Below are 20,748 nucleotides of genomic sequence, written 5' to 3'. Positions count from 1 at the left end.
TCTACGCTTCCGGTGCTTCCGGCAAGCCGCCATAGGCTGCCCATGTGGTGCCAGCGATAAATCCGGCATCGACCGGCAGATTGATGCCGGTCACGCCGCTGCTCATCGGCGAAAGCAGCCAGGCGATCGCCTGCGCCACCTCGACCGGCTCGACCAGCCGGTTCATCGCCGTGGGGTGTGCAAGCAGATCCTTGTTCAGTGCGCCCGAAGCGATGCCGGCCTCGAGTGCGACGGTGCGGGTAAATCCCGGTGAAACGGCGTTGACGCGCACGCCGACGCGGCCCCATTCGGCCGCGAGCGTCTGCGTGATCTGAATGACGCCGGCTTTGGCGGCGGTGTAGGCGTGGATCGGGCCGGACGTCATGCCGGCGATGGACGCGACATTGACGATGGCGCCATGCCGCCGCTGCGCCATCCGCACGCCGACGCTGCGGGCGACCAAAAACGTGCCGCGCAGATCGACATTGACCTCACGATCCCATTGGTCCATCCGCACGCGTTCGACCGGATGCATCTTGCCGAATACGCCGGCGGCATTGACGAGGCCCGTGATCGGGCCGTGCGCGGCCTCGATATCGGCGATGCCGCTGACCACGGCGCTTTCGCTGGCGACATCGAACGGGGCGGGCCAAAGGATCGTCCGCGTTCCCGCAGGCGGCTCGGGCGCGATATCCGATATCACCACGCGCCGGCCTTGATCGGCCAGAAGCGTTGCAGTCGCGGCACCGATGCCGCGGCAACCGCCGGTGACGAGGACAACGCCGTCAGCGGTCATGGCCGTTTCCGTTGTCGGGCACATTGAACAGCCCACGGATAATCAGCTTTTGATAGGCCGTGATGACGTGACCGGGCACGGCGGTGACCGCGCCGTCGGAATAGGAGTAGCGCCGGCTGAGATAACCGCGCGCGCCCATCAACATTTGAACGACCGCTTCGAACTCCTCGTCGCTGTAGCCCTCGATGGTGCCGGCAAGCCGCGCGCGCTTCAGAATGCGGACATAGGCGGTCGAAATGTTATCGAAATGCTTCTGGTAGCCGACTGGCGCAAAGAATTCGGCCTCGTTGAGAATGCGCAGGAATTCCGGTACCTCGCGGATGAAATCGAAGAACGCGCCGAACCGTTCGATTTCCTGCCGCGCGGTTTGCGGCGTACCGGTGCGTTCGCGGATGAAGCGCACCATGTCGATGCCGATCGTCGGCAGTAATTGGTCGAGCAGTTCCTGGCGGTTTTCGAAATGGTTGTAGAACGTGCCCTGGGCGACACCGGCAGCATCCGTGATGCGGGCGACGGAGGCTTCGGCATAACCATATTTGCCGACGACCTTGGTTGCGGCGTCGAATATCTTGCGCTTGGTCCATGCGTTGCGCTCGACGCGGTTGAGCTTTGTGACCTTGCCGGATGCTTGCGAAGTTTGCGTCATGCGTGGGCCTCCAGTTCGGCGCGCAGCACGCGCTTGAGCACCTTGCCGGATGGGTTGCGCGGCAGGCTGTCGCGGATGATCAACTGCTTCGGGATTTTAAAGCCGGCTAGTCGTGCACGGCAGTGGTCGGTCAGATCGGGCAATTCCAACGTGGCGCTTTCCGCCAGCACCACGATCGCGACCGGCTTTTCGCCCCAGCGTTCATCCGGCAGGCCGATGACGGCGACTTCGCGGACTTGCGGCAGTTCGTAGATGACGCGTTCGACCTCGGAGGAGGCGATGTTCTCTCCGCCGGAGATGATCATGTCTTTCTTGCGGTCGGTGAGATAGAGGAAGCCGTCCTGGTCGAGATAGCCGACGTCGCCGCTGCGAAACCAGTCGCCGAAAAAGGCGGCGGCGGTTTTCTCGGGATCGTTCCAGTAACCCTGCGTGACCTTCGGTCCCCGCAGGCAGATCTCGCCGTTTTCACCCGGTGCGAGGCGATTGCCCGCTTCGTCGCGGATTTCGATCTCGACATGGGCGATGGCGCGGCCGGTCGAACCGATCTTTTCGATCTCGCGGCCGGCCTCCATAAAGGTATCGCCGCCGCAGGTCTCCGTCAGTCCGTAGGCGTCGATGTAACGGGCATTTCCAAAATATTCGGAGAAGGCGCGGATACGTACCTCCGGCGTCTTCTCGCCGCCGCCGATTGCCCACCGCAGGCTGGAGACGTCATAGCGTTGACGAGCAGGGCAGGTGAGGATCGCCGTGGTCATCACAGGGGCGAACCAGGCGGCGTTCAGCTTTTCCGCGTCAATCGCGGCCAGTGCCTGCTCCGGTTCGAAATTGCGGTGGATGGAGAGCATGCCGCCGTGCCAGAGCACCGCGATCCCCGGCAGATCGAGCGCGCCGACATGGTAGAGCGGACCGACCACCAGCAATCGCGTATCCGCGTTCAGCCCCAGCACCAGCGTCTGATCGGCCGATTTCCAGTAGATGTTCTCGTAAGTGAGCATCACGCCTTTGGGGCGATCCGTGGTGCCTGACGTGTACATCAACCGCATCAGGTCGCGCGGCTGCCGCGGCTGTATCGGCGCCGGCGCGATATCCGGCGCCAGCCGTGTGGCGCTCGATTGCGCGGCTTGGTCGAGCAGCACGACGGGCACGCCACCTGCGGCGATACCTGCGAGTTCTTCGTCTGCGATCAGAATGCGCGCGCCGGAATTGCCGACGATATAGCCGACCTCGTCAGCGGAGAGGCGATAATTGATCGGCAGAAACACCGCGCCGATGTGGCTGGTCGCGAACACGAGTTCGAGGAACGCGGCACTGTTTTTCATCAGGGCCGCAACGACGTCGCCGGCGCCGATCCCTTGCGACGCCAGCCAGCCACCCACCTTGCAGATCCGCTGGTCGAAACCGGCATATGAAATGTCTTCGCCACGGTATTTCAGCGCACAGCGGTCCGGGGTCCGCCGGGCGTGAAACCTGATGAAGCTCGAAAGATTGATCATTCGCCGCTCAAAAGGGCCGCTTTCGGCCTCGTTTCACCCTAGATGAATTATGACTCGTAATTCATCTTTGGCTTGACGTCACCCCCCTTGCTCTGAAAACATTGTGGACATGGAGACGGAACGATCTCCGCCAGGGGATTCCTGGGAATACGACCACAGGGAGGGGAAAATGCAGAGAACCCGCAAACCGGGCATTAGCCGCCGCTCGACTCTTGTACTGATGGGCACCGGCGCAGTGACGTTCGCGACGCCATGGGTGGCACGCGCAGAAGCCAAAACCATCAAGGTCGGCATGCCGACCATTCTGTCCGGCCGCGTGGCGCAACTCGGAACCTCATCGCGCAACGCGGTGATGCTGGAAGTCGAGAAAGTCAACGCCGCGGGCGGCTTGGCCGGCCGACAGATCGACATGGTGATCCGTGATTCCAAGGGAGCGCCGCAGGAAGCCGCGCGCGTCGCCCGGGAACTGGTCAACACCGACGGGTGCGAGCTTCTGATCGACGCCGAAGCATCCTCCGGCGCGTTCGCCGTGCACGAAGTCGCGCGCGATCTCGGTGTGTTCTGCATTCACACTAACTCGGAAACCTCGGCACTTACCGCCGATCCGAAGCAGCACATCCCCAATGCGTTCCGCACCGCGCGCCAGGGCGTGCACGACTCGATCGTCGGCGGCAGCTACGCGGCGGAGATCGCGAAAACCAAGGGCCTGAAGAAATGGGCGACCTGCGCGCCCGACTACGCCTACGGCCGCGATACCACCGGCGAGTTCACGCTGTATCTCAAGCGCTTCGCACCCGATGTCGAAATTATCAGCGAGTCCTGGCCGAAACTGTTTCAGCCGGACTACACGGAAGTCGTCACCAAGATACTGCAGGTGAAACCGCAGGCGCTCTATACCTGCCTGTGGGGCGGCGATCTCACCTCTTATATCGATCAGGCCAATATCTACGCGATGTTCAGCCAGATGGAAGTGTTCGCCGTCAACATGGCTGATTACACAGCGCTCACGGTGGTGAAGAACCTGCCGAAGGGCATTCATTCCGGGAACCGCTATATCAAGACCTATCCGGCGACCGCAGAGAACGCCGCCTGGGGCGACGCCTACAAGGCGAAATACAATGAGTACCCGACCAACTGGTCGTGGGAGAATGCCACCGCGGTCATGCTGATCGCCGAAGCGTCGAAGAAAGCCAATTCTGCCGACGGCAAGAAGATTGCGGAAGCGATGCGCGGGCTGACCATCAAATCGCCGTTCGGCGCCGATGGCACCGTGACGATGCGGGCCGAGGATCAGACCCTGATCGGCTACGCGATCGGCTGGGGGACGACGATCCCGCAAGAGCCCTACGTGCCGGACGTCAAGCCCGGCGACTGGAAGACTATTCTCGAACTCGAAGCCGAGTGGAAGAAGAGCAAGGGCTACGCCTGACAGTCCGGCGAAGGCGGGGGTGGCGCGAGCTGCATCCGCCAACCGCTGCACATTTTCTCGCGAGCCGATAAGCCCGGCCACGCCGTAACGGATATGTTCCTTGGATATCGACGCGCTCACCGGCTGTCTCGCCAGTTCCGCCTGTCTGGTGACGCAAACCACCAGTGGCTTCATCATCGGTATGCTGCTGTTTCTCGTCGCCGTCGGGCTGACCCTGATCTTCGGCGTCCTCAAGGTCGTCAATTTCAGCCACGGCGCGTTCTACATGTTCGGCGCCTATTTCGCGATGACGGCCTACCAGCTGTCGGGCAGCTTCGCGCTGGCGATGTTTTGTGGCGCCGGCGGTACCGCGCTCCTCGGCCTGATCTTCGAACGCGTGTTCATGAGCCGGGTCTATGGCGCCGACGTATTGATGCAGCTTCTGGTCTGCTACGCCTTCGTCCTGATCTTCGACGACGTCGTGCGGATGGTGTGGGGACCGGAGTTCAGGTCGATGGGGATGCCGGCAGCCTTTCAGGTGATGCCGCTGCTCATCGCCGGCGGCGTGGTGCCGCCATATTATCTGCTGCTGATCGGCGTAGCGCTGGTGATGGCCGTGATCCTTGGGCTCGGGCTTGCCCGCACCCGGCTCGGCAAGGTGATCCGGGCGGCGGCGCATAATCCGGGCATGGTGTCGGCGCTCGGCATCAATACCGGCCTGATCTATGGCGGCGTGTTTGCGCTTGGCGGCATGCTGGCGGGCCTTGCCGGCGCGCTCGCGGCACCCGTGCGTTCATTGACACCGGGCATGGGATTCTCGGTGTTGATCGAGTCCTTCATCGTCACCGTGATCGGTGGCATGGGCTCGATCCTGGGCGCGCTGATCGGCGCGCTGCTGATCGGCATGATCCGCTCCTTCGGATCGCTCGGCTTTCCCTTGTTCACGGAAGGCCTGATGTATCTGTTCATGGTGGTCGTGCTGGTGATCCGGCCCACCGGCCTGTTCGGCAAGGAGGTCGCATGAGCGAGCTGCAGGCCGGACGGACCGGCGAGGCCCTCAGCGTTGCGCGCGTCGAAGCCAGGTCGCAGCGCTCGCGCTACCTCGATATCTTGATTGCGTTCGCGGCTTTTGGCGTGCTCGCCAGCCTGCCGCTGTTCTTCGGCAGCAAGGCGCTGCTGGATTTTGTGATTCGTTGCTCCGCGTTCGGTCTGTTCGCGACCTCGCTCAATCTTCTGGTCGGCTACACCGGCATGATTTCGTTCGGGCACGGCATGTTCTTCGGTCTCGGCGCCTATGGTTTTGGGTTGATCATGCAGCGCACAGGCGTGCCGGTCCCGATCGCCTTTGTCGCAACGCTCGTCATCACGGCCGTCATTGCGACCGTGATCGGGGCGATCTGCGTGCGGCTGAAGGAAATCTACTTTGCCTTCGTGACGCTGGCGTTCCAGATGCTGATCCACTCGACGATCCTGTCCTGGGCGTCGCTGACCGGCGGCGATCAGGGCCTGCGCGGGGGCATTCCACGTCCGGTCTTCCTCGGCATCGATCTGTCGAACCACGTGCATCTGTATGTCACAAGCTGCGCGCTGCTGGTGATCGGGCTGCTGTTGATGCGCCAGATCGCGCAATCACCGTTCGGCTACACCTTGCGCATGATCCGCGACAACGCGAACCGTGCGAGTTTTATCGGCATCGACGTCTGGCGCGCCAAGCTCACGATCTTCGTTCTCGCCGCACTGTTTGCATCCACCGGCGGCATCGTCATGGCGCTGTTCGTATCGGGCGCCTATCCCGAATTCGCCTACTGGACGATTTCGGGCGAGGGCATCTTCATCAACATGCTCGGCGGCGTCACGACGTTCCTGGGCCCGATGGCAGGCACCGTTTTGCTGCTGATCCTCAATGATACCGTCACGCGCCTGACCGAGTATTACGGCATCGTGCTCGGCATTGTGATCCTGTTCTTCGCCATCGGCCTGCGCAAGGGCCTGATGGACTTTGTGGTCGAATGGTACGTGCAGCGCCGCGACAGTGCGGAGGAGCGTAGCTAGCCATGCTGGAGATACGCAGGCTTTCAAAATCGTTCGGCGGCGTCAAGGCGACCGATAACGTCACGCTCGACTTTGCCGAGGGTTCGCTGACCGCCGTGATCGGCCCCAACGGCGCGGGCAAGAGCACGTTCTTCAATTTGATCACCGGTGCGCTGAAACCGGATTTCGGCCAGATCCTGCTCAACGGTGTCGATATGGCGGGGCGGACGCCGCCCGATATCGTCCGCCACGGCATCGGCCGGGCATTCCAGGTGGCGAACATTTTTCCGTCGCTTACGGTGCATGAGACGATGCTGGCGGCGGTCTGTGCCGATCAGCGCCGCGCGAGCGTGCTGCACCGGCGCTTTCCGCTCGCCGAGACCCGCGACCGCGCCGAACACGCGATGGAATTGCTTGGTCTTGCCAGCAAGCGCAACCGCACCGCAGCGACGCTGTCGCACGGTGACCAGAAACTGCTCGATATCGCGCTCGCTTTGGTGCTCGAGCCCAAGGTGCTGCTGCTGGATGAGCCGACCGCGGGCATGGGGACCGAAGAGCGCTGGCGCATGATCGACAAGGTGAGGGAGCTCTGGGAGACGCAGAAGATCACCGTCGTGTTCATCGAGCACGACATGGATATCGTGTTCAAGATCGCGCCCGCGATCGTCGTGCTGTGCTACGGCCGGATTCTCGCCACCGGTACGCCCGATGCGATCCGGCGCAACGAGGCCGTCATAAAAGCCTATCTCGGCACCGAAAATCCCGCCGAGGCAGCGATATGAGCGCGCAGCCGGTCGTGCAGGTCGAGGACCTCGACGTCTATTACGGCACCAGCCAGATCCTGTTCGGGGTCGGCCTCTCCGTGCGGCAGGGCGAGACCATGGCGCTGCTCGGACGCAACGGTGCCGGCAAGTCGACCACCATGAAGGCCATCATGGGCCTGGCGCCGGCGCGCCGCGGCAAGGTTACCTTGCGCGGCCGCGTGGTGTCCGGGCTGAAACCGCATCATATCGCCCGGGCCGGCCTCGGCTTTGTGCCGGAGGACCGTCAGATCTTTCCCGAACACACGCTGGAGGACAATCTGGTCATCGGCCAGAAGAAAGGTCCGGACGGGCAGGACGAATGGTCGATCCGGCGCATTTATGACGTGTTTCCGTTGCTGGAGCCGCTGCGATACCGGATCGCGGGAAGGCTGTCCGGCGGCGAACAGCAGATGCTGGCGATCGCGCGCACGCTGATGGGCAATCCGGTGCTGTTGTTGCTGGACGAGCCGAGCGAGGGGCTGGCGCCGATCATCGTGCAGCGGATCGGCGAATTGCTGCGGCAGCTCCGCGGCACCGGCGCCACGGTGCTGATCGCCGAGCAGAACATGCATTTTTGCCTTGGCCTTGCGAGCCACGCGACGGTTATCGACAAAGGCCAGATCGTCTACACATCCGGGATCGAAGAGCTGAAGGCCAACGACAACATTCGTCAGCGCTATCTTGCGCTGTAGTTTTCAGCCAGCCGGTCCGGGAGAGTAAATGCCAGTTGAACGGAAGCTATCGCCGACACACGACGCGCCCTATCGCGGCCTGCGCGTGCTCGATTTCGGGCAGGGCATCGCATCGCCCTATTGCGCGATGCTGCTCGGTGTTTACGGGGCCGATGTGATCAAGGTCGAGCCGCCCGAGGGCGACTGGTCGCGGTATCTCGGGACGACGTACGGCAGCCACACGACGCTGTCGGCGGTCTACAATCGCGGCAAGCGCAGCCTGTGCCTCGATATGAAGCATAAGGACGGCGTCGCCGTCGCCGAAATGCTGGCGAGGGATTGCGATGTCCTGATCGAGGGTTTTCGGCCCGGCGTCGCCGCCCGGCTGGGCATCGGCTACGAAGACCTCGCGCGCGAGAACCCCGGGCTGATCTATCTCTCGGTCAGCGGCTTCGGGCAGAGCGGGCCGTATTCAAAACGCCCGGGTTCGGATTCCGTCGCACAGGCGTTTTCCGGTCTGGTGTCGATCAATGTCGGCAACGACAAAACCCCGCACCGGGTCGGCACGACGATCTCCGACGTCGTCACCGGCGTCTACGCCTTCCAGGCCATCGCCACCACGCTGTTTGCCCGCGCGACCGTGGGCACCGGCCGCTGGATCGACGTCAATCTTTCGCAATCGACCGCTGCGCTTCTCGGCCACAAGGTCGCCGAGCATATTCTTGAGGGCGGCGCGCCGCGCGCCCTCAACGTACCGGCGGGCTCCTATCAAACCAGCGATGGCTGGATGATGGTGACGCTGGTGAACGAGCCGCAATACAAGCGCCTTTGCGCGGCCATCGATCGCGACGACCTTGCCAGCGATCCGCGGTTTGCCGATTTTGCCGGGCGAGCCGACACAGCTGATGCGCTGATCCCGCAGATGCGGGAAATCTTCCTGACGCAGTCGACAGAAGCGTGGCTGGCGCGGTTGCATGCGGCAGACATCATTGCCGAACGCATCCTCAATCCCGGCGAGTGGCTCCGCAATATCCACGTCGAAGCGACCAAGGGCGCAGTTTGCCAGGATACGCCCGGCGTCGGCCCGGTCTATGCCCCGCGGACGCCGGGCATTGCGAGCCTTTCCGAAGACAGGCTATGTCCCGCGCCGGATGTCGGACAGGATAGTTATGCGGTACTCATGGAAGCTGGTTTCGAGCGCGGTGCAATCAATGATCTGGTCAAGACTGGCGCCGTGCGTCAGGCCAAGGGAGGCGCGGCATCATGAGTACGGAACTTGTTCGCTATTCTGTCTCCGACAACATTGCGGAGATCATGCTCGATCGCGCACCGGTCAATGCGCTCAGCATGGCGCTGATCGATGCGCTGCTGGCGGCGCTGGCAAAAGCGAGGGATGACGAGACCGTGCGCGCCGTCATCATCGGCAGCGCACACAAGGTGTTTTGCGCCGGGCTTGATCTCGACATCGTGCGCGGTAAACCGGGCATCGAAACCAAGAAATTCCTCGAGCGGCTGTATTTTGCGCTGAACGATACCCAATACCGGATGGGCAAGCCGACCATCGCGGCGATCGACGGCGCGGTGCGGGCCGGCGGCATGACGATTGCCATTTCCTGCGACATGATCATCGCCGGTGATGCCTCGACCTTCGGTTATCCCGAGATCGATGTCGGGCTTATTCCGGCAATCCATTTCGTGCAACTGCCACGGCTGGTCGGTAAGCATCAGGCTTTTGGCCCGCTGTTTCTGGGCGAGCCCTTCGATGCCGCGACCGCGTTCCGCATGGGACTGCTCAGCGAGGTCGTGCCGAAGGGAACCGCACTGGATCGTGCCCGCGAGATTGCGCGGCGGCTCGCCGCCAAGTCGCCTATTGTCATGAAGATCGGCCGTGATGCCTTCATGCGCGCAGTCGATGCCGATTTTCGGCGGTCGGTCGAGAATGCGGCCGAAAGTTTCGCGCTTGTCGCGACCACGGAAGATTGCCAGGAAGGCTTGAACGCGTTCGTCGAGAAGCGGACGCCCAACTACAAGGGACGGTGATGGCTGGGTTATATTTTGAGGAGTTCGAGGTCGGTCGGGAGTTTCATCATGAATTCTCCAGGACGGTCACTGAAATGGATAACACGATGTTCAGCCTGCTGACGATGAATCCGCAGCCGCTGCATATCGACGCGCACTTCTCCGAGAAGACCGAGTACGGCCAGCGGCTGTTCAACAGCCTTTATACGCTTGGCATCATGATCGGCATGAGCGTCTATGATACGACGCTGGGAACCACCGTCGGCAATCTCGGCATGACCGACGTCAAATTCCCAAAGCCCGTGTTCCACGGTGATACGCTGAAGGCGCACACCAAAATCATCTCGAAGCGCGCCAGCAAGTCGCGGCCGACGCAGGGCCTGGTCGAGTTCGAGCACACCATGACCAACCAGCGCGGGGAGGTGGTTGCGAGCTGCCGCCGGACCGGCCTGATGCATTGCAAACCGAAGGCTTAAAGCCGATGCGCTCGTTCCTGTTCGTTCCCGGCGACAGCCTCCGGAAGTTCGAAAACGCCAAGAAGACCGCGGCCGATGCCTTGATCCTCGATCTCGAGGACTCGATCGCGCCGGACGAGAAGGTAGATGCGCGGCGCACGGTGCGCGAGATGCTCGATGCCCGCAATCCGAGCCAGAAAATCTATATCCGCGTCAACGCGCTCGACACCGGCATGACGCTTGGCGACCTTGCGGCGGTCATACCCGGCCGGCCCGATGGCGTCGTGCTGCCGAAATGCGCGGGCGCCGCCGATGTCAATCGCCTCTCTCTGTATCTCGATGCGTTCGAGGCCGCTTCCGATATTGAGGCCGGCACGACGCGGATCGTCACCGTCGCAACCGAGACGGCGCGCGCGGTGCTCAAACTGCTCGACTTCGAGAATATGAGCCCGCGGCTGTGGGGCATGATGTGGGGCGCGGAAGACCTCGCCGCATCGCTCGGCGCATCGCGGAACCGCACCAACGGGCGCTTTCACAGTCCGTTCGTACTTGCCCGCGATCTCTGCCTGATCGCCGCGACCGCCGCCGGCGTCGTCGCCATCGACACCATCGCCACCGACATCAATGACCTCGAAAGCTTACGGGAAGATTCGATCGCGGCGCGTCAGGATGGCTTTCTGGCCAAGGCGGTGATCCATCCAAAACATGTCGACGTCGTCAACGCCGCCTTCATGCCGACGGATGAGGAGATTGCGTGGTCAGAGAGGATCGTCAAGGCGTTCAACGACAATCCGACTTCCGGCGTGGTGAAGATCGACGGCAAGATGATCGACAAGCCGCATCTGCGGGCGGCGGAGAAGATTCTCGCATTGCGCGGGCGGTAGGTTTGATAATCTTGTAGCCCGGATGAGCGAAGCGATTCCGGTCCATGGCATCTGGTTCCCCGGATTTCGCTTCATGGCTGATGCCACTACCGGGAAGCGCAGACCCGCGTCAAATGCCTGCCGCTTGCCCCGCGAATTGACTTTGCGCCGCGATCGTCGGCAAATACGGTCAACCAAAATTCTCTGAGGAAAACCCCATGGTAGACGCGCTGATCATCGACGCATGCAGGACGCCGCGAGGCATAGGCAAGGCGGGCAAGGGCGCACTCTCGGGCATCCATCCGCAGCAAGTCGGGGCCGCGGTATTGCGCGCGCTCGCCGATCGAACCGGTATCAATACTGCCGACGTCGACGACGTCATCTGGGGTACCAGTTCCCAGCGCGGTCCGCAGAGCGGCGACCTCGGCCGGATGACGGCGCTCGATGCCGGCTATGACGTGCGCGCCAGCGGCGTCACGCTGGATCGGTTTTGTGGTTCCGGCATTACCAGCGTCAACATGGCGGCCAACTCGATCATGTCGGGCTCGGAGGACCTCGTGATCGCCGGCGGGACCGAGATGATGTCGATGGAAGGCCGCCGCGGCGAGGGGCCGTTCATGATGGACGCCGGCAATCTTCGCCTGCGCGCCCGTCACCCGCAGTCGCATCAGGGCGTCTGCGCGGATGCCGTTGCGACGCTGGAGGGCATCACGCGGCAGGACGTCGATGCACTGGGCCTTGAAAGCCAGAGGCGCGCAGCCGCCGCCATCAAGGGCGGTCATTTCGACAAGAGCCTTGTTCCGGTTCACCGCGAGGATGGCAGCCTTGCGCTCGATCGCGAGGAATATCCGCGCCCGCAGACCACGCTCGAGGGACTTGCTGGACTGAAGCCCGCGTTCACCGCGGTGGCGGACTATCCGCTCGACGACAAGGGCACGACCTATCGCAATCTGATTCTGGAAAAGCATCCCGGTCTCGATATCAACTTCGTGCATCATGCCGGTAACTCCTCCGGCGTCGTCGACGGCTCGGCGGCAATCCTGCTGGCTTCACCGAGTTACGCCAAGGCGCACGGCTTGAAGCCGCGTGCCCGCGTCGTCGCGATGGCGAACATGGGGGATTCGCCGACTCTGATGTTGAACGCACCGGTGCCGGCGGCGCGCAAGGTGCTGGCCAAGGCAGGCCTCACGCTCGACGATATCGACCTGTTCGAGATCAACGAGGCGTTTGCGGTTGTGGCCGAAAAGTTTATCCGGGATCTCAAGCTCGACCGCGACAAGGTCAACGTCAATGGCGGCTCGATCGCGCTCGGTCATCCGATCGGCGCGACCGGCTCGATCCTGATCGGCACGCTGCTCGACGAGCTGGAGCGGCGCGATCTCAGGCGCGGTCTGGTGACGATGTGCGCCGCCGGCGGCATGGCGCCGGCAATCATCATCGAGCGGGTCTAGGGCTATAGAATCTCAGCCGACCGGAAACTGGAGCTCGAACGCAACGCCCTTGTCCGACGGCAGCAGCCGGATCCATCCGCCGTGGCTGGTCATGACGGCTTGCACGATCGCGAGCCCCATTCCCGTGCCGCCGGTATCGCGGCGCGTCGTGAAAAAGGCGTCGAATATCTTTTCCCGGTTTGGTTCGGAAATCGGGTCGCCGTCATTGCTCACGGTCATCCTGACCGTCGTATCCTCACCGACCGCTTCCAGCCGCACATGTTTCGCATTGTGACGGATTGCATTGTCGGTCAGATGTGACAGGACGATCAGGGCCGTTTCGCTGGACATGCCGATCGAACGTTCGAGGCAGCCGTTTGCGTCGATGGCGCGCGTCGGGAACCGGCTTTTCAGCCCCCCGACTACCAGCCCTAGTTCAGTGTGCTCGTTTTGCGGAGCGGTTTCGGCGCGGGCCAACTCGCGCAGCCGCTGAGTCATCGCCTCCAGGCGCTCGGTGTCGCCCAGAATGTTCGACACGAAGTTCTTCTGTTCCATCCGCGTGAGATTGTCGGACTTGCTCTGCAGCGAGTCGAGCAGGAGCTCGGCCGCGCCCTTGATCGACGTCAGCGGCGATTTCAATTCGTGGGTGAGGTGCGACGAGAAGATCGCAATATAATCCGACCGTCGCGACAATTGCTCCGCCATGTCCAGGAAGCTTTGCGACAATTGCGCAAATTCGCGCGTACCGTAATGCGCGAGTGGCTGAAACGCATCGCCATCGCCGCGGCTGATACGCGCGGCGCGATCGATCAGTTCGCGCATCGGCTGGGTGATGGTCCGGGAAAAGACCAGGCCGATGATGATGGTCGCGAAAATGACGGCCAAACCTGCCAGGATGAACTTGCCGCGCTCCTGATAAAGATGATCGAAGATATTGCTCGGTGTTCGCGATGTGTAGATGACGCCGGCAACCCGGTTGTTGACGATCACGGGCATCGCCGAAAATACGTGAACGCCGACGCCACGGCTGATGGAATAGATCGGGGGAGGGGGCTTGTCCGGAACCCGGATCCGCAATGCCGCGCGATACTGTCCCTGCAGCGCGGTTGCGACTTCCTCGATATGGGCGAGCGATTGCCCCATTTCCTGCCGCCCGGCAATTACGACGCCGCGCGGATCGAGAATCCGAAATCCGGCGAGCGTGACCTTCTGCGTCTCCAGAATGATCGGCATCAGCCGTGCGCCGATCTCGACGTAGGCCGGATCGGCCGGCGCGCTGGCGGCAAGCGCATCAGGCCGTCGTCGCAGCAGGTCATTGCCGGCCAGATCGAGCGCAGGCCGGATCGGGGTGACCTGCTCTTCCGGATCACGGCGTGCCCCCAGCGGAGTTTCAGCGCCGAGAACGATCCCGGCGTCGAGGCGGCTTTCCACTTCGCGTGCGAAGACCGCTGCCAGCACCCGGCTTTGAGCGATCAACTCGGCCTGGGTCTGGTGAATAAGCTGGTTGTCATAGAGGCGGAAAAAGAAAAGTCCGACCAGAGGCAGCGCGGCCACCGATGCCAGCACGGCAAAAATGACCAGGCCCAGCGACGGTCGCCATTTTTCGTTCCTCGGTTTCATCATGCCTGTGGCTCGCATCGCCCGAGCTTGAAGCCGACACCGTGGATCGTCTCGATCACGTTGTCGCAGTTCACGGCGGCAGCTTGGCGCGGATATTGCGAATATGGCTGTCGATGGTGCGGTCCGAAACCTGGATATTGAAGTGATAGGCCGCCGTCATGATCTGCTCGCGATTGAAAACCGCGGTCGGCCTTGTCAGAAATGCCCTCAGGATTCCGAATTCGATGGCCGTCAGGCGAAGCGGCGTGCCCGAGAACGCCGCGACGTGCTGCTCCGGATCGACGGATAGCCTGCCTTGCGAAAGCGCCGCCGACGTCGTCTTCGCATCCGGTCCGCGAGCGGCCATGCGGCGCAAGATGACGTTTACCCGCGCGACGAGCTCACGCGGGCTGAAAGGCTTGGTGACGTAGTCGTCGCCGCCGATCTCGAGGCCGAGCACGCGGTCGATTTCATCGTCGCGGGCCGAAAGAAACAGGATCGGAACGTCGGAGGATTTTCGGACCTCGCGGCAGACGTCCAATCCGTCGAATTCGGGCATGCCGATATCCAGAATGATGAGATCCGGCCTGTCGGCAGCGAAGCGGGTCAAGGCTTCCTTGCCGTCGCGCGCCTCGAATGTGGTCATGCCGGCCTTCTTGAGGGCGACACGGATCACCTCGCGAATGTGCAGGTCGTCGTCAACGATGAGGATGCGGTGCGTCAAACGTCTCTCCGGGCCGAAAGTCGTCAGCTTGCCGGGGTCTTCCGGTGGTCGTCGAGGAAGCGCTGCAGCCGCCAGCGCCGAAAACCCCAGGAATGCCAGGAAGCCATTTCCCTACGTTGTTGTTCTACAAGACAATTACGGCGGGAAACAAGATTAGGGTCGGCGCCGCGAAGCTGAATCGCCCTATCGATGGCCGGTAACGCCTGGGGCCCAAGCTGAACCAGATAGTTCATGTCGATCTGGACGCCCTGGCCGGACGCTTCGTGGCCATGGCTGACATCGTAGTCGGCAATAATGGCGGCGAAATTGATCAATGAGCAGATGTAGAGCGTTGCCGTCAGGGCGATGAGGTTCGCACGGATCAGCCAATCGTTGGATCTGTGCAGGATGATACGGGCAACAATGAGTAGAAGCCCCAGTGCGACCAGCAGCATCCAGATGAACGCCGCGACGCGCCAATAGGTCAGCAAGTAAATCTGCACATAGAGGCCAAGGCGAAGTATGGAGGAAGCCATCAGCAGGACGTTCTGCGCCACCCACAGATAGACCAGCGGCCGGATCACCTTCGATCGTTCGGCCGGACCGCCCGGTCTCATCGCCACCAGGACGAAGCCTGCTGCCAGCAGCGCCGTAAGGATCAAGGGATAGGCGCCGCGATGCGCATAGGCCGCGTAGGTGATATCGGCGGGCAACGCCGCATTTCCCCAAAGAAAGATCGCGTCGAGAAGGGTCTGGACCGCAAACAGCAAATTAAACAGGATCAGCGAACGCAGGATGGTCGCAACACCGAGGAAGCCGGAAAAATCGGACAGCCTTTCGTGTTCGTGCTCGATGGCTTCGGCCGGAGTTTCCATAACCTCGGCTTTCTTGCGCCACCAGACATGAATGAACGGCCAAACGACCGATAGCGCCACGGCCCAGAACAGCACTCTTCCGAAATTGACATAAGACGCGGCGTTGCCCGGATTCATCAGGTTGATCCATTTCTCCAGTAATGGATTCGCCGAGACGAGCAGGGCTGCAAAGATGCTTCCGAAAAACAGCGGAATGAACCATACGGTGAGACCGGTCGTCAGCGCCGGGAGATTGAACATGCCGATGGCGTCCCGGAAAAACCGGAATGGACCGATCAGAAGCAGGTCACATAGGGCCGCGGCCCGGTCTGCCAGACCAACCTGTTCGCGGCCGGTTGTCAGCAGGAGGCCAACCCCGAGCGCCAGCACAATCAAACACAGCGAGACGGCGTTGAATTCCTCGACGGCAGGTACAAGGCCGGCGATGACGAGGACACCGGCCAACAACGTCTGCTTTTCGTTCAAGCGAGAGAAATTGGCGAGCAGCGATCCGCAGGTCACAGCTAACGCAAAAACGACGGCCGATATTCCAATTTTCTCGCCGTAGAACAGCCCGTCGGCCAGGGCGGTCAGACAGAGGGCGATCGTCAGTTTAACCGGGAAGATGTCTTCTTGAGCGGACCGGACGTCGGACTCCGCCGTGGAGAAGCTCGTCATTTTCGCGCTATCTATCGGGAGGGGAATATTGTGAACCAATGCGAACGAAGGGTTGTCGCAGAGCCACCACCCGTCATTGGCTAATCGTGAAGGAACAGGCATTCGATGACCGCATTCCTGGTTTGCAGGACGAACTATCGATTGGCATTGTGCAATTGACTGGAAGGCTGTCTGCAAGAGTTCAGGATTTTCATGCAGATTCTGTGCAGACGTGGTTACGCGCTCGCGCCGGATGGGCAAGTTTGATACGGGCGATGGTCCCGCCCGGTCACACGGAAGCACCGTCACCTTCATGCAAATCCTCAGACGTGTCGGCGTCATCCTGGTCTGGTTCGCCGGACTGGTTTTCGTTTTCGCCGCAGCCAACAAGAACGATCCCTATTTGATCGCGCTACGAGGCTCCGGAAACGTCGTTCTCACCGTGACGAGTCTGGCTGCTTTCGCTGTCTTGATCCGTCGCGGCTACTGGAGCAGGCGAAGGATCGCAGGAAAACTGCTCGTCCTGATGTGGTGTTTGCCGTCATTGGCGATGCTGGGCGCGCATGTTTTCTTCGAGGTTCGCAAGCGAAACGTGCTGCAAACCGATACCGCGCAGGCGCGCAGCCTCGGAAAGCATTTCCTCGTGGGCTATTCGTCGTTCGACGAGGTGGCGACGTTGGCCGAGAAGGGCCTGATCGCCGGTATTTACATCACCAAACATAACGCTAACGGGAAGACGGCGGAGACGCTTAAAGCTGAAATCGCCGCGCTTCAAGACAAGCGGCGCGCCGCGGGCCTGCCGCCGTTGACGGTCGCGGCCGACCAGGAAGGTGGCATCGTTTCGCATCTGTCGCCGCCCTTGGCCAGTTTGCCGGCGCTATCGACCCTGGCGAATCTCCCGCCTGATATTCGCGCCGAGAAGGCAACGGAGTTCGGGCGGATTCACGGCGAGGGGCTGGCTTCGCTCGGCGTCACGCTCAATTTTGCGCCGGTGCTGGACCTTCGCCCGGAACTGAAACGCAATCGCTTCGACTTCAATACGCTGATCGGCTATCGGTCCATTTCAAGCGATCCGGCCACGGTCAGCGAAATCGCGCGGGCCTATATTCGCGGTCTTGAAGCGTCCGGCGTCGGCGCCACCGTGAAGCATTTTCCGGGATTGGGACGCGTTCGTACTGACACGCATCACTTCAACGCCGATCTCGATACGCCGGTAGAGGAGCTTGAAGCCTCCGACTGGCGTCCCTTCAGGGAGGTTCTGGCGGCTTCAAAAGCGCAACTGATGGTCGGGCATGTCACGCTGACGACAATCGATCCGGATCGGGCGGCGTCGCATTCGAAGGCTGTGGTCGACGGGATCATTCGCAGGAAATGGAATTATCAGGGCGTCGTCATCACCGACGATCTGGTGATGGGCGCGATCTATCAACACAACGTCTGCACGGCGGTGGTGGAGGCGCTCAACGCCGGGGTGGATCTGCTGCTGGTCGCTTACGACGGCGCGCAGTTCTATCGTATCTTTGCCTGCGCCTCGGACGCGTTCGGCCGGGGAAAGCTTGATCCTGCGATGCTGCACGACAGCGAGGCGCGGCTGAATCGTGCTTTTCCGGTGGACTAGGGAGGGGGACACCAGGCGGCCGATGGAGGCGGGCAAGGCGGCCTGATCTCGATGCTGGTAGATCGAGACTTGTCGATGTAAAACCATCCGACGACGCACCGGCCGCCGCTTATGTCAGCGTGGCCCGTAAAAGACGTCGATGGGGTGGTACAATGCAGTTCGGGATATTCGATCAGAACGACCACGGGCCGTACCCGCTCGGCGAACAATACGAACGCCGGCTGCAACTGATCGAATTCTACGACCGGGCGGGATTTCGCACCTACCACATGAGCGAACATCACTCGACGCCGCTCAATCTGACGCCGTCGCCGAGCGTGTTCCTGGCGGCGGTCGCACAGCGCACCGAACACCTTCGTTTGGGTGCGCTGGTCTATGTGCTGCCCGCGCATCATCCGCTGCGGCTCGCCGAAGAAATCTGCATGCTCGACCATCTGAGTGGCGGCCGCGTCGAGGTCGGTATCGGCCGCGGCGCGTCGCCGCATGAACTGCAATATTTTGGCGTCGACCCGGACCAGGCACAGGCGATGTATGTCGAGGCCTATACCGTCGTCATGCAGGCGCTGACGCAGGCCGAAGTGAATTTCAAAGGCAAGCATTACGTATTTGAAAATGTGCCGATTGACATGAAGCCGGCGCAGCTTCCGCATCCGCCGGTGTGGTACGCGGTCCCGGTGCCGGAGGGAGCGGCATGGCCAGCACAACACCGGATCAATGTCGTCTGCGGCGGGCCGCTGCAGCGTGTGCGCGAGATCACCGACCGCTATCGCGCTGAATGGGCGGCAGCCGGAAATTCCCTGGATGAATTGCCGTTGCTTGGGATCAACCGTTTCGTCGTTGCGGCCGACACCGATCGCGAAGCGACGGAACTCGGCCGCCGTGCCTGGCCGGTGTTTTACGCCAGCTTCATGAAGCTTTGGAAAAAGCATGGCACCCAGCCACGCTATGCCCGAATACCCGAAGATTTCGATACGGTCGTGCAGAACGGCGGCGCGATCGCGGGATCACCGGGCACCATCCGCGCGCAGGTGAGAACGATGACGGAGGAAGCGGGGGCGAATTATTTCATCAGCCAATTTTCCTTCGGCGATCTCAGGCATGAGGAGGTGTTGCATTCTGCCGGCATCTTTGCCCGTGAGGTGCTGCCGGCAGTGCGGGAACGCGTGGCGCAGGCGGTTTGAGAAACTCAACGCCTAAGGCGTTATGCCGGAGCGCCGCACCGCGTTGGTCGCGGTTTGCAACTTCCAGGTCGAATTGGCGACGTGAATCGGCGAAAACGGCGGCCGCTCGATATAGCGGCCGTCACCCTTGTCCGCACGCAGGTCGCCGTCTTTCCAGGCGATCTTGCCGCGCGACAACGTGGCAACAGGCGCGCCCGTGCAGGCGTAACCCTCGAACACGTTATAGTCGATGCGGCTGAGCTGACCCTTGGCGCTGATGGTCTTGCTCGCCGTCGGATCCCACACGACGATGTCGGCGTCCGAACCGACCGCGACCGCACCCTTTCGTGGGTAGATATTGAGGATGCGGGCGATATTCGATGACGTCACTGCGACGAATTCTTCTTTCGTCAACCGGCCGGTGTTGACGCCGGCAGTCCAGAGCACCGGCATGCGGTCTTCGAGGCCGCCGGTCCCGTTGGGAATCTTGCGAAAATCGCCGGTGCCGACCCGCTTTTGCTCTGTTGTGAACGCGCAGTGGTCGGTCGCGACCACCTGAAGCGAACCGGATTGCAGCCCGGCCCACAGGCTGTCCTGATGCACCTTGTCCCGAAATGGCGGCGACATCACGCGCCGGGCCGCATGATCCCAATCCCTGTTTTCATATTCGGTCGCGTCGAGCAACAGATGTTGGATCAGCGGCTCGCCGTAAACGCGTTTGCCGCTGGCGCGGGCTCGCGCGATCGCCTCATGCGCCTCGCGGCAGCTCGTGTGCACGACATAGAGCGGCGCGCCGGTCATATCGGCGATCATGATGGCACGGTTGGTCGCCTCGCCCTCGACCTCCGGCGGACGCGAATAGGCGTGGCCCTCGGGGCCGAGAATGCCGCGTGCTAGGACCGCTTCCTGCATCCGGGCCACGACGTCGCCATTTTCGGCATGGACCAGCGGGATGGCGCCAAGATGGGCGCAGCGTGCAAACGAGTTGTAGAGCTCGTCGTCATTGACCATCAGCGCGCCCTTGTAGGCCATGAAGTGCTTGAAGGTGTTGATGCCGTATGTCTTGACGACAATCTCCATCTCGTCGAACACCTGCTTCGACCACGACGTCACCGCCATGTGGAAACCATAGTCGGCGGCGGCCTTTTCGGATTTTCGCCGCCAGTCCTGATATGCCGCGAGCATGGATTGCCCAGGGTCGGGAATGCAGAAATCGACCACCATCGTTGTGCCGCCGGCAAGCGCGGCCTTCGTTCCCCACTCGAAGTCGTCGGCCGACACGCTGCCCATGAACGGCAATTCAAGATGGGTATGCGGATCGATGCCGCCCGGCATCACATAGCAGCCGCCGGCATCGATCAGCTCTACGCCCCTGGGCGGATCAATCGAGGTACCGATAGCCAGGATCGTCTCGCCGTCGACGAGAACGTCCGCGCGACGGGATAGATCGTGGTTTACTACCGTGCCACCGCGGATGAGGAGGGGCATGGAGTCTCCGATATCAGATCTACGAGGATGACAGCGAAGGGTCGGGCTGCCTGCCGGCAGCTTAGCTCGCAATGC

Annotated in this window: 18 protein-coding genes and 1 pseudogene; 12 read left to right on the top strand and 7 right to left on the bottom strand. The window is 61.9% G+C overall.

The features are described 5' to 3' along the window. Nucleotide 1: 1 nt before the first annotated feature. The 3 genes from NL528_RS33475 to NL528_RS33465 are packed head-to-tail and all read right to left on the bottom strand — an operon-like array spanning nt 2 to nt 2,914. Nucleotides 2-775: an SDR family NAD(P)-dependent oxidoreductase gene (locus NL528_RS33475; protein ID WP_309178628.1), complete on the bottom strand. Its 774-nt coding sequence runs from the start codon at nt 773-775 to the stop codon at nt 2-4. Continuing rightward, the gene (locus NL528_RS33470) at nt 765-1,421 is read right to left on the bottom strand and encodes a TetR/AcrR family transcriptional regulator (protein ID WP_309178627.1); all 657 of its coding nucleotides are present in this window, start codon (nt 1,419-1,421) and stop codon (nt 765-767) included. Before NL528_RS33470 ends, NL528_RS33475 begins: the two co-directional genes overlap by 11 nt. Next, nucleotides 1,418-2,914 carry an AMP-binding protein gene (locus NL528_RS33465; protein WP_309178626.1) on the bottom strand — a complete coding sequence of 499 codons (1,497 nt, stop codon included), beginning with the start codon at nt 2,912-2,914 and terminating at the stop codon, nt 1,418-1,420. The genes NL528_RS33470 and NL528_RS33465 overlap by 4 nt, the downstream gene beginning before the upstream one ends. Nucleotides 2,915-3,083: 169 nt before the next feature. Between NL528_RS33465 and NL528_RS33460 the strand changes: the two genes are divergently transcribed. The 10 genes from NL528_RS33460 (at nt 3,084) to NL528_RS33415 (ending at nt 12,615) form a co-directional block, all read left to right on the top strand. Beyond that, entirely contained in the window at nt 3,084-4,343 is a 1,260-nt protein-coding gene (locus NL528_RS33460; RefSeq protein WP_309178625.1) for an ABC transporter substrate-binding protein, read from the top strand. A 100-nt stretch (nt 4,344-4,443) separates the two neighbouring features. Next, entirely contained in the window at nt 4,444-5,346 is a 903-nt protein-coding gene (locus tag NL528_RS33455; protein WP_309178624.1) for a branched-chain amino acid ABC transporter permease, read from the top strand. Beyond that, the gene (locus tag NL528_RS33450; protein ID WP_309178623.1) at nt 5,343-6,374 is read left to right on the top strand and encodes a branched-chain amino acid ABC transporter permease; all 1,032 of its coding nucleotides are present in this window, start codon (nt 5,343-5,345) and stop codon (nt 6,372-6,374) included. The genes NL528_RS33455 and NL528_RS33450 overlap by 4 nt, the downstream gene beginning before the upstream one ends. Nucleotides 6,375-6,376: 2 nt before the next feature. Continuing rightward, nucleotides 6,377-7,135, top strand: a complete 759-nt coding sequence (locus tag NL528_RS33445) for an ABC transporter ATP-binding protein (RefSeq protein WP_309178622.1) — start codon at nt 6,377-6,379, stop codon at nt 7,133-7,135. After that, on the top strand, nt 7,132-7,848 hold the full coding sequence (locus tag NL528_RS33440; protein WP_309178621.1) for an ABC transporter ATP-binding protein: 717 nt from the start codon (nt 7,132-7,134) through the stop codon (nt 7,846-7,848). The genes NL528_RS33445 and NL528_RS33440 overlap by 4 nt, the downstream gene beginning before the upstream one ends. Nucleotides 7,849-7,876: 28 nt before the next feature. After that, on the top strand, nt 7,877-9,094 hold the full coding sequence (locus NL528_RS33435; RefSeq protein WP_309178620.1) for a CoA transferase: 1,218 nt from the start codon (nt 7,877-7,879) through the stop codon (nt 9,092-9,094). After that, entirely contained in the window at nt 9,091-9,867 is a 777-nt protein-coding gene (locus NL528_RS33430) for an enoyl-CoA hydratase/isomerase family protein (RefSeq protein WP_309178619.1), read from the top strand. Before NL528_RS33435 ends, NL528_RS33430 begins: the two co-directional genes overlap by 4 nt. After that, a complete protein-coding gene (locus tag NL528_RS33425; protein WP_309178618.1) occupies nt 9,867-10,322 on the top strand; it encodes a MaoC family dehydratase in 456 nt (151 codons plus the stop codon). Before NL528_RS33430 ends, NL528_RS33425 begins: the two co-directional genes overlap by 1 nt. 5 nt (nt 10,323-10,327) lie before the next feature. After that, entirely contained in the window at nt 10,328-11,185 is an 858-nt protein-coding gene (locus tag NL528_RS33420; protein WP_309178617.1) for a CoA ester lyase, read from the top strand. Between the two features lie 197 nt (nt 11,186-11,382). After that, nucleotides 11,383-12,615, top strand: coding sequence for an acetyl-CoA C-acetyltransferase (locus tag NL528_RS33415; RefSeq protein WP_309178616.1), 1,233 nt, complete (start codon nt 11,383-11,385; stop codon nt 12,613-12,615). A 12-nt stretch (nt 12,616-12,627) separates the two neighbouring features. Here NL528_RS33415 and NL528_RS33410 read toward each other — a convergent pair whose 3' ends face one another. The 3 genes and pseudogenes from NL528_RS33410 to NL528_RS33400 form a co-directional block, all read right to left on the bottom strand. Beyond that, on the bottom strand, nt 12,628-14,217 hold the full coding sequence (locus NL528_RS33410) for an ATP-binding protein (RefSeq protein WP_309178614.1): 1,590 nt from the start codon (nt 14,215-14,217) through the stop codon (nt 12,628-12,630). Beyond that, nucleotides 14,214-14,917: pseudogene (locus NL528_RS33405) on the bottom strand (response regulator). The gene NL528_RS33410 and the pseudogene NL528_RS33405 overlap by 4 nt, the downstream one beginning before the upstream one ends. Nucleotides 14,918-14,940: 23 nt before the next feature. After that, the gene (locus NL528_RS33400) at nt 14,941-16,722 is read right to left on the bottom strand and encodes a DUF4173 domain-containing protein (protein WP_309178613.1); all 1,782 of its coding nucleotides are present in this window, start codon (nt 16,720-16,722) and stop codon (nt 14,941-14,943) included. Between NL528_RS33400 and NL528_RS33395 the strand changes: the two genes are divergently transcribed. Together NL528_RS33395 and NL528_RS33390 are read left to right on the top strand one after the other, a co-directional pair. Then, on the top strand, nt 16,721-18,025 hold the full coding sequence (locus NL528_RS33395) for a glycoside hydrolase family 3 N-terminal domain-containing protein (RefSeq protein ID WP_309178612.1): 1,305 nt from the start codon (nt 16,721-16,723) through the stop codon (nt 18,023-18,025). The genes NL528_RS33400 and NL528_RS33395 overlap by 2 nt on opposite strands. 152 nt (nt 18,026-18,177) lie before the next feature. Continuing rightward, nucleotides 18,178-19,206, top strand: a complete 1,029-nt coding sequence (locus NL528_RS33390) for an LLM class flavin-dependent oxidoreductase (RefSeq protein ID WP_309178611.1) — start codon at nt 18,178-18,180, stop codon at nt 19,204-19,206. Nucleotides 19,207-19,218: 12 nt separating this feature from the next. Here NL528_RS33390 and hydA read toward each other — a convergent pair whose 3' ends face one another. Further along, on the bottom strand, nt 19,219-20,673 hold the full coding sequence (gene hydA / locus NL528_RS33385; protein ID WP_309178610.1) for a dihydropyrimidinase: 1,455 nt from the start codon (nt 20,671-20,673) through the stop codon (nt 19,219-19,221). Between the last annotated feature and the right edge of the window lie 75 nt (nt 20,674-20,748).

This window comes from Bradyrhizobium sp. Ash2021, assembly GCF_031202265.1.
Lineage (GTDB): Bacteria > Pseudomonadota > Alphaproteobacteria > Rhizobiales > Xanthobacteraceae > Bradyrhizobium.
Note: the sequence above shows the minus strand (reverse complement) of the source record. Positions and strands in the feature narration are given on the sequence as shown.